18 protein-coding genes are annotated in these 15,009 nt (G+C 75.1%); 7 read left to right on the top strand and 11 right to left on the bottom strand.

Annotation, left to right across the window (positions count from 1 at the left end):
• Nucleotides 1–121 precede the first annotated feature (121 nt).
• Together AB0D01_RS16335 and AB0D01_RS16330 are read left to right on the top strand one after the other, a co-directional pair.
• A complete protein-coding gene (locus AB0D01_RS16335; protein WP_363055834.1) occupies nucleotides 122–775 on the top strand; it encodes a TetR/AcrR family transcriptional regulator in 654 nt (217 codons plus the stop codon).
• 57 nt (nucleotides 776–832) lie between these two features.
• Nucleotides 833–1,426: a hypothetical protein gene (locus tag AB0D01_RS16330; protein ID WP_363055833.1), complete on the top strand. Its 594-nt coding sequence runs from the start codon at nucleotides 833–835 to the stop codon at nucleotides 1,424–1,426.
• Nucleotides 1,427–1,529: 103 nt separating this feature from the next.
• On the opposite strand, the gene AB0D01_RS16325 is transcribed toward AB0D01_RS16330, so the two are convergent.
• The 3 genes from AB0D01_RS16325 to AB0D01_RS16315 form a co-directional block, all read right to left on the bottom strand.
• Entirely contained in the window at nucleotides 1,530–1,904 is a 375-nt protein-coding gene (locus AB0D01_RS16325; RefSeq protein WP_363055832.1) for a VOC family protein, read from the bottom strand.
• A gap of 51 nt (nucleotides 1,905–1,955) precedes the next feature.
• Nucleotides 1,956–2,303, bottom strand: coding sequence for a VOC family protein (locus tag AB0D01_RS16320; protein WP_363055831.1), 348 nt, complete (start codon nucleotides 2,301–2,303; stop codon nucleotides 1,956–1,958).
• A gap of 188 nt (nucleotides 2,304–2,491) precedes the next feature.
• Nucleotides 2,492–3,073 carry a snapalysin family zinc-dependent metalloprotease gene (locus tag AB0D01_RS16315; RefSeq protein ID WP_363055830.1) on the bottom strand — a complete coding sequence of 194 codons (582 nt, stop codon included), beginning with the start codon at nucleotides 3,071–3,073 and terminating at the stop codon, nucleotides 2,492–2,494.
• A 270-nt stretch (nucleotides 3,074–3,343) separates the two neighbouring features.
• On the opposite strand from AB0D01_RS16315, the gene AB0D01_RS16310 reads away from it, so the two are divergent.
• Both AB0D01_RS16310 and AB0D01_RS16305 read left to right on the top strand, forming a co-directional pair.
• On the top strand, nucleotides 3,344–3,568 hold the full coding sequence (locus tag AB0D01_RS16310; protein WP_356815647.1) for a hypothetical protein: 225 nt from the start codon (nucleotides 3,344–3,346) through the stop codon (nucleotides 3,566–3,568).
• 168 nt (nucleotides 3,569–3,736) lie between these two features.
• Entirely contained in the window at nucleotides 3,737–4,576 is an 840-nt protein-coding gene (locus AB0D01_RS16305) for an SDR family oxidoreductase (RefSeq protein WP_363055829.1), read from the top strand.
• Here AB0D01_RS16305 and AB0D01_RS16300 read toward each other — a convergent pair.
• The 4 genes from AB0D01_RS16300 to AB0D01_RS16285 all read right to left on the bottom strand — a co-directional run bounded on the left by AB0D01_RS16300 (nucleotide 4,545) and on the right by AB0D01_RS16285 (nucleotide 7,429).
• Nucleotides 4,545–5,858 (bottom strand): MFS transporter, encoded by a 1,314-nt coding sequence (locus AB0D01_RS16300; RefSeq protein WP_363056012.1) that lies wholly within the window; start codon nucleotides 5,856–5,858, stop codon nucleotides 4,545–4,547. The genes AB0D01_RS16305 and AB0D01_RS16300 overlap by 32 nt on opposite strands.
• Before the next feature lie 20 nt (nucleotides 5,859–5,878).
• Nucleotides 5,879–6,418 carry a helix-turn-helix domain-containing protein gene (locus tag AB0D01_RS16295; protein WP_363055828.1) on the bottom strand — a complete coding sequence of 180 codons (540 nt, stop codon included), beginning with the start codon at nucleotides 6,416–6,418 and terminating at the stop codon, nucleotides 5,879–5,881.
• An 88-nt stretch (nucleotides 6,419–6,506) separates the two neighbouring features.
• On the bottom strand, nucleotides 6,507–7,016 hold the full coding sequence (locus tag AB0D01_RS16290) for a hypothetical protein (RefSeq protein ID WP_363055827.1): 510 nt from the start codon (nucleotides 7,014–7,016) through the stop codon (nucleotides 6,507–6,509).
• Between the two features lie 89 nt (nucleotides 7,017–7,105).
• Nucleotides 7,106–7,429 (bottom strand): cupin domain-containing protein, encoded by a 324-nt coding sequence (locus tag AB0D01_RS16285; RefSeq protein ID WP_363055826.1) that lies wholly within the window; start codon nucleotides 7,427–7,429, stop codon nucleotides 7,106–7,108.
• Nucleotides 7,430–7,500: 71 nt separating this feature from the next.
• Between AB0D01_RS16285 and AB0D01_RS16280 the strand changes: the two genes are divergently transcribed.
• Nucleotides 7,501–8,559, top strand: coding sequence for a helix-turn-helix domain-containing protein (locus AB0D01_RS16280; RefSeq protein WP_363055825.1), 1,059 nt, complete (start codon nucleotides 7,501–7,503; stop codon nucleotides 8,557–8,559).
• A gap of 66 nt (nucleotides 8,560–8,625) precedes the next feature.
• Here the strand turns inward: AB0D01_RS16280 and AB0D01_RS16275 are convergent, their stop codons facing one another.
• On the bottom strand, nucleotides 8,626–9,201 hold the full coding sequence (locus AB0D01_RS16275) for a hypothetical protein (protein WP_363055824.1): 576 nt from the start codon (nucleotides 9,199–9,201) through the stop codon (nucleotides 8,626–8,628).
• Between the two features lie 171 nt (nucleotides 9,202–9,372).
• Between AB0D01_RS16275 and AB0D01_RS16270 the strand changes: the two genes are divergently transcribed.
• Complete coding sequence (locus AB0D01_RS16270; RefSeq protein ID WP_363055823.1) at nucleotides 9,373–11,493, top strand: DnaJ C-terminal domain-containing protein; 2,121 nt, start codon at nucleotides 9,373–9,375, stop codon at nucleotides 11,491–11,493.
• Nucleotides 11,494–11,551: 58 nt separating this feature from the next.
• Here the strand turns inward: AB0D01_RS16270 and AB0D01_RS16265 are convergent, their stop codons facing one another.
• Nucleotides 11,552–12,508, bottom strand: a complete 957-nt coding sequence (locus tag AB0D01_RS16265) for a DUF1963 domain-containing protein (protein ID WP_363055822.1) — start codon at nucleotides 12,506–12,508, stop codon at nucleotides 11,552–11,554.
• 100 nt (nucleotides 12,509–12,608) lie between these two features.
• Nucleotides 12,609–13,172: a DUF6817 domain-containing protein gene (locus AB0D01_RS16260; protein ID WP_363055821.1), complete on the bottom strand. Its 564-nt coding sequence runs from the start codon at nucleotides 13,170–13,172 to the stop codon at nucleotides 12,609–12,611.
• A gap of 187 nt (nucleotides 13,173–13,359) precedes the next feature.
• Here AB0D01_RS16260 and AB0D01_RS16255 point away from each other — a divergent pair, with 187 nt between their 5' ends.
• On the top strand, nucleotides 13,360–13,851 hold the full coding sequence (locus tag AB0D01_RS16255; RefSeq protein ID WP_363055820.1) for a hypothetical protein: 492 nt from the start codon (nucleotides 13,360–13,362) through the stop codon (nucleotides 13,849–13,851).
• 96 nt (nucleotides 13,852–13,947) lie between these two features.
• Here AB0D01_RS16255 and AB0D01_RS16250 read toward each other — a convergent pair whose 3' ends face one another.
• A complete protein-coding gene (locus AB0D01_RS16250; protein ID WP_363055819.1) occupies nucleotides 13,948–14,712 on the bottom strand; it encodes an FAD binding domain-containing protein in 765 nt (254 codons plus the stop codon).
• Between the last annotated feature and the right edge of the window lie 297 nt (nucleotides 14,713–15,009).

Raw genomic sequence — 15,009 nt, 5'->3', positions numbered from 1 at the left:
GAGGGGCGACCGAGGGGCGGCGCCTTCTCCATCAGGCTGACTTGATTTTCAGTCTAGGTCAAGAATCTAGATTTTCGGAACCTAGACTTGGAGCCTGGATCCCGTTACCGAAAGTGAGCTCATGGCGACGTCAGAGACCGGGCCCTCGCGCTCCGCGGCCCCGACGCCGATCGACAGGAAGCGCCAGCCCAGCGGGGACGAGGCGCGGGGTCGGGCGATGCGGGCCGCCGTCAGCGTCATAGCCGAGAAGGGCGCGGCGGCCCTGCGGATGTCGGACATCGCCGAGCGGGCCGGGATGAGCACCGGGCACATCCACTACCACTTCGGCAAGAAGGACCGGCTGCTGCTGGAAGTCCTCGCGTGGAGCCAGGCGGACCTGTGGAGCCGGCTCCAGGAGGCCGCCGAGCAGGCCTCTTCCCCCGCCGAGAAGCTGGACCTGTTCGTCCGCTCCTACCTGCCCCGCCACCAGGGCGACGAACGCTACGCCCTGTGGACGCAGGTCCTGGCCCAGCGCCACGACGAGGCGGGCCGCCAGGTCCTCACCGAGCTCCTGGACGGCTGGGACGAGCGCCTGGAGGCCATCGTGCGCGAGGGCCGGGACCTGGGGCAGTTCGCCGACGTGGACCTGCCCGGGTTCACCATCCGGGCCGTGGCCATGCTGAGCGGGCTCGCCGAGGACGTGATGTTCGGACGCTCCCGCTGGCAGCACACCTCCGCGCACGCGTTCGCCCTGTCCGCCCTCGAACGCGAACTGCGCCCCACCGACCGACCCTGACGACGCGCGGTGGCGAAGGTCCAGGGTCGGGTTCCGACGGGAACGGGGGCAGGGAACATGGCGGACGAAGTGACGGGCGTGACCGACGCGTTGGTGGAAGCGGCGGGCGAGGGGCTACGGGCGGGTGCCACACCCGTCGCGGTCTTCGCCGAGCTGGCCGCCCGGTCGACCGACTGGCCGGCTGCGGCGCGGGCCGTCTGCCTGGCGCTCGGCGTGAGTGCCGAGGAGGTGGACAGGCGGCTCGGCCCCCGGAGCCGCCACGCGTTCCTGCGGGACTTCGAGGCGGGAGAGGAGGAGGCGTGCGGGGAACTCCTCGAACTGGTCGGGGCGTTCGACGTCCCCCGCCCGCTGGACGAACGCGGCCAGGAGATCCGCCGTCTGCTCAGTGCCGCCGTCAGGGCGTCCGGCGGCCTGGGCGGCGGCCATGCGTTGAGCCTGTCGCGCCGGTTCATGAAAGCCGAGCCGGCCGAGGCGTTCCTGTCCCTCGCGCACTCCGGTCCCCGCGGCGCGGGATGCCGCGGGACGGTGGAATTCTGGGAGGCGATGAACACGGCCGGCACCCTCCTGGCGTCGGACGAGGCCGGGGACGACGACCGCATCGCGCGCGCCGTCGAAGCGTGCCACGACCACCTGACCAGAGCCCGCGCGTAGACCCGAAACCCCGTCGACGACGCGGCGCGGGTACACCCGGGGCGGCGGCGACGGGGCAGCCGGCCTGTCCCGCACCGCCCTGCCGGCGTGGGGCTGAACGGAACTACGCTTCGGCCCAGACGCCCAGTTCGTTCCCGCTCGGGTCGGCGAAGTGGAACCGGCGCCCGCCGGGGAACCCGTACGGCCCGTTCACGACGCGACCGCCCGCCTTCCGCACCGCCTCGACCGACGCGTCCAGGTCCGAGGAGTAGAGCAGCACCAACGGTCCTCCCGCCCGCGCCTCGGGTCCTGCGCACAGACCGCCCACCTCCCCAGCGCCCTCGTCCCGCGCACCCCGGATGCCGGCGTAGCCCGGCCCGTAGTCGTTGAACTCCCAGCCGAACGCGTCGGCGTAGAAGCGCTTGGCCCGCTCGAGGTCGGTGACCGTCAGTTCCACGTAGTCGAGGGCGTGGTGTCGGTGAGGAGACGACTGAGTCATGCGGTGCATTATGCGCCCGCCGACCGCCACGAACCACGCTTCCGACCGGTGTCAGCGGTGGGACAGTACGTTGATGACGCGGCCGCTGGGGTCTCGGACGAAGAAGCGTCGGACCCCCCACTCCTCGTCCCGCAGGGGGTGGACGATCTCGGCGCCCCGTTCCCGCATGAGCGCGTAGGCCGCGTCCACGTCGTCCACCTCCACGCTCAGGTCCGGTGCGACCGGCGCGGTCAGGTCGGCGGTCATGAAGCTGATCTGCGCCGCCGGATGGGAGGGCGAGGCGAGGGTCATGATCCAGCCGTGGTTCATGACCTCCTCGAACCCCAGCAGGCCGTAGAACTCCCGGCTCTCCCGCACCGCCTGCGACTGAACGTTGGGCACGACACGGCGTACGGCCATCCGACGACTCCGATCGAGTGGGGGGCACCTGTGGGACTCCCCCAGGAGTACTACGGCACGCCGGTCCGCGCACACGGTTTCGACCCGCCGTTCGGGCGCGGCGGTGGGCCGGCGCGGGCGCCCTCCGGGAGTCACGCCCCGGCCGGGCCCCGCGCCGGCCCGGCGGCCGACGCGGACGACGCCGCCGGTCAGGGGGCGTCGACGAGCACCCTGCCGTCCATCGGCACGATCGCGGCGAGGCCGTTCGCGTACGCGTTCTGCACACGAGATCGCTCGGTCGCGTTGGGCACCGCGTTGGTGCAGGCCGTCCCCGCGCTGGATCCGGACATCAGCTGCGAGCACGGCCCGGGCTTGGTGTCCGGGAGGCCCAGGCTGTGGCCCAGCTCGTGCGCGGCGATGCGGGTCTTGTCGTACCCCTGGCTCACGGCCTGCGAGCCGAGTTCGACCCGCACCTGTCGGCCCGGACGGACCGGGCCGAGGGTGGCCTGCGGCCAGCCGGTGGTGGCCACGATGACGATCTCGGCCCGGACGCCGGGGGCGGCCTTCACCAGCCGTACGTTGCCGACGTTCGCGTTCCAGGTGGCGACGCCGGCCGTGACGGCCGCTTCCCAGCCGACGGCACGGCTGTCGTCGTAACGGAGCGTCACGACCGCCGCGTTGGTGTCCGCCGGTGCGGGTGCGGGTGCGGGTGCCGCGGTCGCGGCGGTGGCCGCCGCGAGGACCAGCGCGGCGGCGGAGGTTCCGACTCTCAGCCAGGTGCCCAGGGTCATGGTCGTCTTCCTTCATGGTGTGGGGGACCCGGCGCCTCGACGGAGCCGGGGCACCGGAGACGCCGTCACCGCCCGTCCGTGGCGCGTGCGTTCGGACGGCCGCCCCTCCGGAGCCCTAAGAACGTAGCCCCGGAATTCACCGACACGTCATGCGCATGCCGGCCATTTCCGTCGCGCACTCCGGCCGGTGCCCGCTCAGCGGGCGGCCGCCGGGTCCGCGCGCCCGGCCCTCTTCGGGGTGGGCGGCGGGACGGTTCGTAGACTCGCCCGGTGGACGCGATGAGATGTACGTACTGCGGTGGTGTCGGCCTGGAGCCGGGATTCGTCGAGGACGCCGGCGAGGGGGCTCGGGGGTACGCCCGCTGGATCGCCGGGCCCCTGGAGCGCGGCCTGTTCGGGGGTGCCAAGCGGCTGGGTCGACCCCGGCGCCGCATCGAGGCCTACCGCTGCCCGCACTGCTCCCACCTGGAACTCTTCGCCACCGAAGCCGTCTGAGGGCGGCCGGGCCGGGGCCTCGGCACGCGTGGGGCGCGCGGCATGCTCGCACGTGTGCGCCCGCGCGCCTCCGCACGCCCCCGCGCGAGGTGATGACCGCGCGCCCTCGCACCTCGACCATGACCGTCACCACCACATCCGAAGCGGCTCGACGGTCACGGGGGAACGATGGGACGACGCTGGCTGATCACGGGATGCTCCTCGGGGCTCGGCCACGCCCTGGCCACGGCCGCGGCGCGGGCCGGGGACGAACTGGCGGTCACCGCGCGCAAGACCGCCGCTCTGGAGGACCTCGCCGCCTCCTGGCCGGGCCGGATCGTGCCGATCCCGCTCGAACTGCGCGACGCCGCCTCCTGCGAGGAGGCCGTACGGTTCGCCGCCGACCGCCTCGGCGGCATCGACGTCCTCGTGAACAACGCGGGCGTCGGGCTGTTCGGCGCCGTCGAGGAGGTGTCGGACGCCGAGTTGCGCGACCAGTTGGAGACCCTGGTGGTGGGACCGTGGCGGCTCGCCCGCCTCGTCCTGCCGCTGATGCGCGCGCAGGGCCACGGGCACATCGTCAACGTCTCCTCCGTGGTGGGCCGCATGGCGTTCCCGGGGCTGGCCGCCTACGTCGCCGGCAAGCACGCGCTGGAGGGCATGAGCCAGGCCCTGGCCGTGGAGGGCGCCCCGCACGGCGTCCGCGTCACGGTGATCGAGCCGGGCATGTTCGCCACGCGCTACGGCACGTCCATGCGGGAGGCCCACCGGCGGATCCCGGCCTACGACGTGACCAACCGCGAGATGCTCGAAGGCGCGCGGGGCCTCGCGGACCACCCGGAGACCGGGCGCCCCGAGGACTTCGCGGCGCGGGTCCTGGGGATCGTCGCGGCCGAGGGTCCCACTCCGCTGCGGATCCCGGTCGGCGAGGACGCGTACGGCTACCTGGAAGTGGCCGAGGAGGCCTGGCGCGAGGAGTTCGCCGCGGCCCGGATCCTCACGCAGAGCCCTCCCCCGCCGTCGCACTGACGCGAGGACCGGCGACGACCCCGGCGCCCTCGGCGCCCTCGGCGACACGTTCCCGGACGGGATCCGCAGGCTCCGGGGCGGCGGCGCGCAGCGCCGCCTCCACCCGGCGGTTGCCGGTCATCGTCGCGGTGACGGCGGTCATGGCGAGGAGGAGCCCGGCAGCGGCGTAGAGCGGGGTGCGCACGTCGTGGGCGGTGGCCAACCAGCCGCCGAGGAAGGCGCCGAACGGGGCGGCGCACATGGAGAGCATGCGGGAGGTCGAGGCGACCCGGCCCATCAGGTGGGCGGGGACGATCGCCTGGCGCAGGGAGGGGGCGAGCACCATCGTGGCGCCCATGCCCGCGCCGCAGACGGCGAGCGCGAGGCCGGCGACGTACGCGTCGGGGGCGGCGGCGAGGCCCAGGATGGCGAGTCCCTCGATCGCGGCCGTGCAGGTCAGCGCGGTGCCGGTGCCGAGGCGTCGGCCGAGGAAGGAGGCGATGCCCGCGCCGAGCAGGCCGCCGGTGGCCTCCGCGGTGAGGAGCAGGCCGAAGCCGAGGGCGCCGACGCCGAGCCGCTCGTGGGCGAAGAGCGCGAGGACGGTCTCCACGGCGAGGAAGGCGACGTTGCCGACCGCCGGACGCAGCGCGAGGCCGAGCAACAGCCGGTCGCGGAACACGTACGAGGCGCCGGCGCGCGCCTGTCGCAGCAGCGACTCGCGGGCCTGCGGCACGGGTCGGGGGGCTGCGGGCAGCGACCGTACGAGCAGGGCGGAGAGCGCGAACGACACCGCGTCGGCGAGCAGGGGGACCGCCCGCCCGAGCGCGAGCAGCGCACTGCCCGCGGGCGGCCCGGCGAAGCCGGAGGCGGCGGTCTGGGTGCCGCGCAGGCGGGAGTTGGCGCGTTCCAGGAGCGCGGGGTCGCGGCCGAGCAGGTCCGGGAGGTAGGCCGTGGCGGCCGTGTCGAAGAAGAGGCCGCCGAGGCCGAGGAGGAAGGCGACGGCCGCGAGCAGGGGGACGCTCAGCGCGTCGAGCGCGGCAGCCCCCACCGGTATGACGAGCAGCGCCGCGCGCGCCGCGTCCGCGACCCACATCGTGCGCCGACGGTCCCAGCGGTCCACCAGCGCGCCGCCGATCACCCCGAAGATCAGCCACGGCAGCGTTCCGGCGGCCGCGACGACGGCGAGTGCCATCGGGTCGCGCGTGAGCGTCAGCGCGATCAGCGGCAGCGCGGCGTGGGTCACCCCGTCTCCGAGGGAGGACACCGTCTGCGCCGTCCACAGTCGGCCGAACCCGGCCGGCATCTTCTTCTTCGGGTCTCGGGTCACTTGGCCTCCCCTTCGGCGTCGTCGCCCGTCGCGGGGTGGAACAGCGCGAACACGAGCGACGCGTCCGCCAGCGCGGGGTCGGACAGTGCGCGGTACTCGTCCGCGAGGGCCTCCAGGCGCGCCCCCAGCTCCGCGAACTGCTCGTCGGTGAGCCGCAGGTGCGCCATGCGCACGTGCCGTTCGGCCCGCGCGGGTGATGCCTCCAGGTCGGCGACCGCGTGCCGCATCAGGACGTCCGGGCCGCCCTCGCCCGGGTCCGGCAGCTCGATCGACCGCGCGGCCATGGCGTAGTACCGCTCGGTGACCCCCCGGACCTTCCGCGTGCGGACGACCTTCACCAGTCCGGCCCGCTCCAGCAGCCGCACGTGGTAGCTGGAACTGCCCTTGGCGAGGCCCACGCGTTCGGCGATCTGGGTGATGGTCGCGGGCTCGAAGCGGAGCACGGCCATGATCCGGTGGCGGGTGAGGTTGGAGACGGCGCGCAGTTGCTCGTCCGTGGTGACGTGAAACGTCTCGGGAAGATCATCGGTTGGCATGCCCCCAATGGTCAACACTTCTTGACCATTGCGCAAGGGGGTCGGTCGCACGGACTTCATCCGGCGCCCGGAACCCGCGCCCGCGCCCCTACGCCGGGAGCCCGCCTGACCGTCGACGGTCTGCCGCGAAACGGGTCGGAAGATAGGCCCACAGCGCGACGCCGATGAAGAGCGCCTGCTCGGGAACCCTGAACCACAGCGGCGTCGCCGGCTCGCCGCCCGGCGGGACGTGCGCCAGCGCCGCGTGGACGTTGGCCGGGAGCAGCAGGACGAACAGCACGGCGAGGGCGAGCCCGGCCATCGGCCGGGTGGCCTCCCGGACGAGCCCGGCGGCGCCGAGGAGTTCCAGGACGCCCGTCGCGTACACCGCGAGGCGGGGGAACGGCACGAACGGCGGAACCATCGCGACCAGGTCCTGATGGCCGGGCATCGGGAGCGGGCCGGAGGGCACGAAGTGCGCGCTCGCCGTGAACACCAGCATGACCGCCAGGCCGTGCAGGACGGACACCCTCCAGGTCGCGAACCGTCGGACGCCGAAGGCGCCCAGCAGCCTGAACGACAGGGCGGGAACGGCGATGAGCAGGAGTGTGCCGAACACGAGAGGAGGATCCTTTCGCCAGGGGGGGGTGGGGGCGGGGACGGGCGTGCGGGGCGGCGGGTGGGCGTGGGCCGGGGGCCGCCGGTCGGTCACCCGAGGATCGTGATGCCGATCATGCGCGCCCCGGTCTCCGTGCGGGGGCGGTGCGTACTGCCCGGTGCGAAGACGACGTAGCTGCCGGCCGGGAGGCGCCGGCCGCAGTCGATGAACTCGCCGGACACCACGTAGTAGCGCTCCTCGGTGTCGTGCACGTCCTCTTCGGGCCATCGCGCGCCCGGGGCGAAGTCGTACACCCAGCCGCGCGCCCACGCGGTGGCGGCCAGGGGCCTGCGGACGATGCCGGGGGCGACCTCGGTCGCCTCGATCTCTTCGACGTGGACGATCCGCACGCCGTCGGATGCTGCTCGGGTCATGGAGAACATGCTCGCGGCCGTTCCCCCTTCGCCCCAGAGTCCGGATTGACGCGGAGGGGTACTTTCCTGCCATGAGCCTTCACCACGTGGTGTGCCTCCTCCTGCCTCCGCAGTCCACCTTCGAACTGGCCTGCGCCGCCGAGGTGTTCGGGCTGGACCGCCCCGGTCTGCCGGCCCGTTACACGTTCGAGGTGTGCGCGGAGCGGCCCGGTCCCCTGCCGACGTTGGCGGGCTACGACATGGCGGTGGCCCACGGGTTGTCGGCCCTGGAGCGTGCCCGGACGGTGGTCGTCCCCGGTTGGGTGGGGCGCGCGGGCGCCGCCCCGCCCCGTGTCGTCGACGCGCTGCGGCGGGCGCACGAGCGCGGTGCGCACATCGTCGCCCTGTGCTCCGCCGCCTTCCTCCTCGCGGAGGCCGGGCTGCTGGAGGGCCGCCGGGCGACCACCCACTGGCGCATGGCCGACGAACTCGCCGCCCGTCATCCCGGGGTCCGCGTCGAGCCGGACGTGCTCTACGTCGACCTGGGCGACGTCTCGACGAGCGCGGGCACGGCCGCGGGCGTCGACCTGTGCCTGCACCTGATCCGTACCGACCACGGCGCCGCCTACGCCGACCGGGTCGCCCGGCACATGGTGATGCCGCCCCATCGCGAGGGCGGGCAGGCCCAGTACGCGACGCCGCCCCTCTCCGACCGCGTCCCCGACTCGCTGGCACCCGTACTGGACTGGGCCGCGCGGCGTCTGCACGAGCCGCTGGGCGTCGACGACCTCGCCGCGGTCGGGGCCGTCTCCGCACGCACGCTCGCCCGGAGGTTCGCCGAGCAGCTCGGCACCAGCCCCGGCAACTGGCTGCTCCGGCAGCGGGTCATGGCGGCCCGGACCCTCCTGGAGGAGACGGATCTGGCCGTCGAGACGATCGCGGCCAGGACCGGACTGTCCTCGGCGGCCAACCTCCGCAGGCGCTTCCGGGCCCTGGTGCACACCACGCCCGCCGCCTACCGCCGCTCCTTCCGGCTCCACGCGGCGGGCACGCGCGCCGACGGGACCCACCCGGCCTCCCGGTCCTCCCCGTCGGCCCCGTCTTCCCTGCCGGCCGCGCGCGGCGCGACGGCGTACGAGGTCCAGGCGTGACGCCGGGGGTGCGGCCCACCGCGTCGTCCACCGCGCGGGTCCACCCCCGCGCGCGTCGCGTCGCGCCTACCCCTGGCGGCCGCGGCCGGCCTGCCGCTCGATCAGCCGGTAGTGGGACGTGCGCTTGCCGCGGGTCGCCGCCCGCCGGGAGAACGACTGCCCCATCGCCGCGCGGACCAGCTGGTCGACGTCCGGGTTGCGCTCGCGCAGGCGCCGCAGTTGCTCGGCCGTGAGACCCACCACACCGACCGCCTTGGCCATCGCCGTACCGCGGGCCACCACCTGGAGGAGGAGGCCCAGGCTCATGCCGCTGAGCCGGCCGGGCGTGGCGACCTTCTCCACGGACGCGAACGCCGTTGCCGAAGCCATGGCCGCGTCGAACACCGGGCTCTTCGCACGCCAGCTCGCCAGCAGCGCCTCGGACACCCCGGCGGACGCCGCGCAGCCGGCCGGTCCCAGCCCCATGGCGGCGGCGTGTACGGCCCGGGCGCGCCGTTCGTGGTTCTCGGCGATCAGGTCGTGCGCGCCGTGGACGGCCGTGTGGAGCGCCCAGTCCGCGTCCACGCGGGTGTCGAGGGCCGTGACGGTCTGCTCCGCCCGGCTCTCGGGGCGGTGCGCGACGTCGGGGAGTTCGATGGTCATGGATGTCCTTTCCGGCCTTCCCCCCATTGTCTGGCCGAAAAGCGCCGTTGGACAGGGCTGTCGAACAGGCGGACATCACACCGCCGTCGGGAACTAGAGTTGGCACCCGTGTGAGGACCCGCCGACGCGCGGGCGACACGGGCACGGGGCACGAGAGCGGGCGGGGGACTGTTGAAGGACCTGGAGGCGGACGATCCGCGGGAGGTCGGCGGGTACCGGGTGGTACGCCGACTCGGCGCGGGCGGCATGGGGCGGGTCTACCTGGCGCGGGACGACGGCGGACGCCACCTCGCCGTCAAGATGGTGCATCCCGCGCTCGCGGGCGACCGGGTGCACCGTGAACGGTTCGCCCGCGAGGTACGGGCCGCGTGGAAGGTGCGCGGCCCCGGCGTGGTGCCCATCCTGGCCGCCGACCCCCACGCCGAGGTGCCCTGGCTGGCCGTGGCGTACGTCGCCGGCCCGGACCTCGGGCAGGCCGTGGCCGCGCACGGACCCCTGCCCGGGTACAGCTGGTGGCTGCTGGCCCGGGGCCTGACCGAGGCCCTGCTCGGGGTCCACCAGGTCGGGGTGCTCCACCGCGACCTCACCCCCGCCAACGTCCTGCTGGACCAGACCCGGCCCTGGCTGATCGACTTCGGGATCGCCCGCACCGCCGACGAAACGGGCCTGACCCGGGGCGGCGCCATCGGCACGCTGCGCTACATGGCGCCGGAACGGCAGCTCGGCCACGAGGCGGTGGCCGCCTCGGACGTCTTCGCGCTGGGCGCCGTCCTCGCGTACGCCGGCACCGGCCGGCACGCGTACGGGGCGAGCACCGTAAATTCCACCCCCCTGCTCGACGGGCTCGACCCGCACCGCAGGGCGCTGGTGAGCGCCTGCCTCGACGCCACGCCGGAGGCGCGCCCGCCGCTGTCCGAGCTGCTGCGGCGCATCGACGACCGGCGCGGCGGTCCGGCCGGGACGGCGGGGCCGAACGACGTGACCGTCCCCGTCGGGGAGCCGTGGTTGCCGCGCGACATCGCGGGCGACATCGTCGGGCGCATCCAACGCATCCAGCGGCTGGCGGCCGAGGACCGGGACGCGGAAACGGCCGGGGAGCGGCTCTCGCGGGAGTCGACGAGGACCCGGTTCGACCCCCGGGCCGGTGCGGGCGGCGCCTCCCGCACCCGCCCCTGGACCCGGGTGCGCCCGGGGGACCGGGACACGCCCGCGGGCACGGGTGAGGAGGCGCCCGTACGGCCGCCGCGCAGGCTGTTCGCCCTCCAGCCCAGCACCCCCACGGGGCTGTCCCGCCCGGACCGGCGGGCGCTGTGGCGGGAGCGGGCGCTGGGCCGTCACCTCTCCCCCGGGACCGCGGACGTCGGACCCGAACGCGGGCCGGACCGTACGCTCCTGTTGCCGCTCGGCCTCGACGAGGCCGCCCGCGGCACCGTCACCCGGATGACCACCGACCAGCCGTGCTTCGACTGCGGGGGCACCGGCGCCGCTCCGGGCAGCGGCCCGGGTCGGCGCTGTCCGGCGGGCTGCCTCACCGGCTTCCGGTACGGCAGCCGGGGCGTGTGCCAGGGCTGCCGCGGGCGCACGGCCCTGCCCGCGACGCCCTGCCCGGCCTGCGACGTCGGGCGGGTCCCGGCCACCCTGGACGTCCGCGTGCCGGCCGGGCTGCGGGAGAACCAGCGTCTGCGCCTGACCGGCAAGGGCGAGCCCGGCCGACGGGGCGGACTGCCCGGCGACCTCTACCTGACCGTCACCTTCCGGGGGATCAGCGCCTCCACGGCCGACACGACCGTGGAGGACGGACCGGAGTACCGCCGGGCGCTGCGCTCCCGGCGCCGGTTCCTGGAACTGCGCCCGCCGAACCCGGCCCGCCCCGGCGCGGACACGCAACAGACGCTGACGCTGTGGCCGCGCCGGGCCCTGGCCGGCGGGGTACGGGAGGTCGTCACGACCCGGCTGGTCACCTGCGGCCGGTGCCGGGGCGCGGGCATCCCCGAGGAGCGCCGCCGCACCGCGGCCTGGTACCGCTGCGAGCCCTGCCGCGGCGCCGGGTACGTACGCGGGCTCGACCACTGCCTGCGCTGCCTGGGACTGGGCGCCGTCACCCCGACGCCCTGCCCGGGCTGCTCCGGACACGGCGTCGCCCCCGCGCAGGAGACCGTCAAGGTGGCCGTCCGGGGCGGGGTGCGCCAGGGCGACCGGCTCCGGGTCCCGGGGAAGGGCGACACGGGCGCGCTGTCCGGCTCGACGGGCGACCTCTACCTGCGGATCAGGGTCCGCGGCCGGTCCCGCTGACCGGGGCGGCGCGCACGCCGACCCGGGGGCGGGCACGCGGCGGGGCGGTGCGTCCCGTTCACGGGGCGCGGAACAGGACGGCCTCCTCGAAGGCCCGCCGGGCGAGGTCCTCGGGGCGGATCAGCCAGAGCAGCACGCCCCGGCGGGCGGTGCGCGTCCCGCCCGGCTGCGGCGCGACCAACATGCCGCCCGCGGGGTCGCGTTGGAACTGCGCGAGCGCGACCCACCGCGCCGCCCCGTCGGTCTCCTCTACGCCGGGCTGTCGCGGGTGGCCTCCCGCCGGGTGCGCCGCGGGCCCCGCACCGGCCTCGTACGCGGCGGTGGCCGAGGCCGCCGGGTAGCCGCCGATCCGGTTCTCGAAGCGGTGTCCGTACTCGGCGAGTTCGTCGACGAAGGACTGGTCGTTCAGCGGGTGGTCGTGGAACTCCTCGGCCGTGTGCAGGCCGAAGGCCGCTCGGACGCGCGGATGGTCGGGAAACGGCGCGCTCGGCTCACGACACGCGGTCAGGGGGACACGAGGAAACACGGGTACGGCGGGCGGGGCCGGGTGCTCCGTGTCGAGCGTCCCGGCGGGGAGGTGGAGGACCCGGCCCGGGCACCGACCCGCGCGGGAGCCCTCCGCGCCGTCTTCCGCGAAGGGCGTCGAGGCGAAGAAGGCGAGAACGCCCTGCGAGGGCAACGGGAGGTCGAGCCCGCCGGCGCGCACCACCGCCCCGCAGTCCACGGCGGCGACGAAGGCCATCGGCGCGCCGTCGCGGTCCGCCGGCCACGGCACGTCCGCGGACAGTGGGGGCCGCCCGCCCAGGCGGGCCACCGTCGGCTCTCCTCGCGCGCCCCACGACTCCTCCTCGGAGGCGAGCCACACGGAGGGCCGCACCAGCGCACCCCACCGCCGGGCCGCCGCCTCGTCGAGATGGCGGTACGCGATGTCGCGCAGGGCACGGGCGCCGGCCCCGTCCGCGTCTCCGTCTGCGCCCGTGTCCGCGTCCGCGTCGAAACGTTCTGTCTCGTCCATGCGGCGATCATGGCCCGCGCCACTGACAACCCCGTGCCGGGCAGCCCCGTCGACCCGCGAGGCGCTCCGGGTCCGGTTCCCCGGGGCACGGATCGGGCCGTCAGCCGAGGACCTCGGTCACCTCGCGGCGGGTCGCCTCCGACAGCAGGGGCGCCCAGCGCGTGAACAGCTCCAGCAGGCCCGCCCCGTTGCGCTCGCGGAAGGACTCGTTCACCTTGGCCAGGTCCAGTTCGTTGGCCACGGTCAGCTCGGCGAAGTCGCGACGCCGCTGCGCGGACGGCGTGAACTCCTCGCCGGTGAAGCGGTCCCGGAAGGTCACCGGCTCCCCGTCCGGTGCGGCGAGGGTGGGGTAGGAGGCCGCGCGGTCGCAGCTGGCGTAGAAGTACACGAGCTCCTCCGCCTCCGCACCGATCGCCTCGACGAGGCGGTCGCGCTCGGACAGCTCCAGGAGCGCCAGCGGCAGTCCGTCGGTGCCGTAAAAGGCGTGGCACAGCGCCGCGGTCCGCAGTGCGGGCCGCGCACCCCACGCGGCGAGCAGTGCCTCGACGCGCAGGAGGTGGGCCAGGAGGGTGCCGCCGGAGTGCTTGGTCGTCTCCGCTCCGACCTCCTTGAGCAGGGCTATCGCCGGCGAGTCGGTGTGCTGGTCGTCGTCGCTGTGCATCATGGGCCCATCATGACGATCCGCCCGCGTTCGCGTACGACGGGACCGGCATGCGGACACGGGACGGGGAGGCGGGGTGCCCGCGCGGCGCCCCGGGCGCCGCGCGGGCACCCTTCGCACGGGTGCGCGGCGGACCACTGTGGTCGACACCGGTGCGGGGCGGTGGTGAAGCGGCGTAGCGTGGTGGGGTATGAGCGAGGTCGTGGAAGCCAAGGGTCCCGAGGTTCCGCCGAGTTGCCCCACGACGGCGGCGGGGCCGACGTCGGCCACCGGGGTGCCTCCCCGGCTGGTGGTGACGAGCCGGCGGGCGAGGGTGTGGGCGTTCCGGGCGGACCGGTGGGCGGCGAGGAAGGCCGCCGGGCAGGCGGCGCTGGCCGTCGCCGGGTGGGGTTGTCCGCTGCTGGACGAGCACGACTTCCTCAAGGCCGTCCACGGGCTGGTCAACACGGCCGTGGCGGCCGGCGGCAAGCGCGTCAGCGTCCACCTCGCCGATCAGGAGGGCGAGATCCTCGTCATGGTGTTGAACCACCGGGTCGGCGAGGGGGGCACGGTGGGACGGGTCCCGCCGGAGGTCGTGGCCCTGCGCACGGTCGACGCCTGCGGCACCCACCTCGACCACGACGGCCACGCCTGGTGGGCGCTCCTGGACGCCCGCCCCCGGCCGAGGAAGCAGCTGACGTAACGCCCCGGGCCGGCGCGGGCCGCTCACGACGCACCGCACCGACCCCGAGGCGACCGCGCCCGTAGAGGTGGGCCCCCTCCCCCGCGAACCGCCCCCCTACCCGGCGCTCCCGGTCCCCGGTCCGGTCCGCGGCCCGCCGGCGGGAGGCGTCAGCAGCTCCGTGACCTGCCGTCGGACCACTTCCCAGGCGGTGTCCGAGAGACGGGCCAAACGGCCTTCGCGCAGGGCGCGGAGATCCTCCTCGGCCGTGGCGTGGCACCTGACGCCGCCGCCGAACAGCTCGCCCTCGTCGCGGACGGCCACGCGCAGGCGCCGGTGTCCGCCCTGTCCGCCCTCCTCGCGGTGCAGGGCCGCCGCCACGACCAGGGGTGGCGGTCCGCCCGCCTCGTCCGGCGCCTTGTGGTGGTTGCTCGCGATCGGCGTGCGCCAGCCCAGGCTCAGCAGCAGATGGCGTTTGGCCAGGACTTCGGCCAGGTCGGTGGTGTGGACGCCCTCCGGTTCGAGGATCACGGCGCGGGCGTCCAGGACTAGCGCCGCGGGCAGCAGGCAACGCAGCGTGCTGCCGACGAGGTTGCCCCCGACCGTGGCCGTGCGGCGCACGGCTCCGGTTCCCACGCCGGCGGCGGCCTTGCGCAGCACTTCGGGCACCCGGTCGTCCACGCGGTTCAGCACGACGGCGGCGCCCAGGGTCTCGGCCCCGATCCCGTTGGCCTCGGGGAGATCGCGAAGTGACATGGCCTGGGCGGGGAAGCCGTCCCGCTGCCAGGTGGCCCACACCAGGGTGGCGCCGCCTATCGGCACCGCTCCCTCGGCCATGCACTCCTGTGCTTCGGACACGGACGTGGGCAAACGCAGCAGCACGGCAGCCGACCTGCTTCCCGGTGACTTGACGGCGGGGTACGTGGCGTTCCGGCCAAAAGGCCGTCGGCAGGCGCATTTTGGCCGTTCGGCCAGGGGCGCGTACAGAGCTCACGTCGTCCGGTCGTGCGCCCCCACGTGCTTCGATTCGTGACGGCGCGCGCTTCGTTCCGCGCTCCGGCACGAACCACCGCGCGAAGGCGGCCCGTACGGAAGATCCGTACGGGCCGCGCGCGGGCGGGGGGGGGAACACACCCGGCCCGCCCGGCGGGCCGGGGGGGGGCGCGGGCAGGTGGGTGG

Source organism: Streptomyces sp. NPDC048606 (genome assembly GCF_040650855.1).
Lineage (GTDB): Bacteria > Actinomycetota > Actinomycetes > Streptomycetales > Streptomycetaceae > Streptomyces.
Note: the sequence above shows the minus strand (reverse complement) of the source record. Positions and strands in the feature narration are given on the sequence as shown.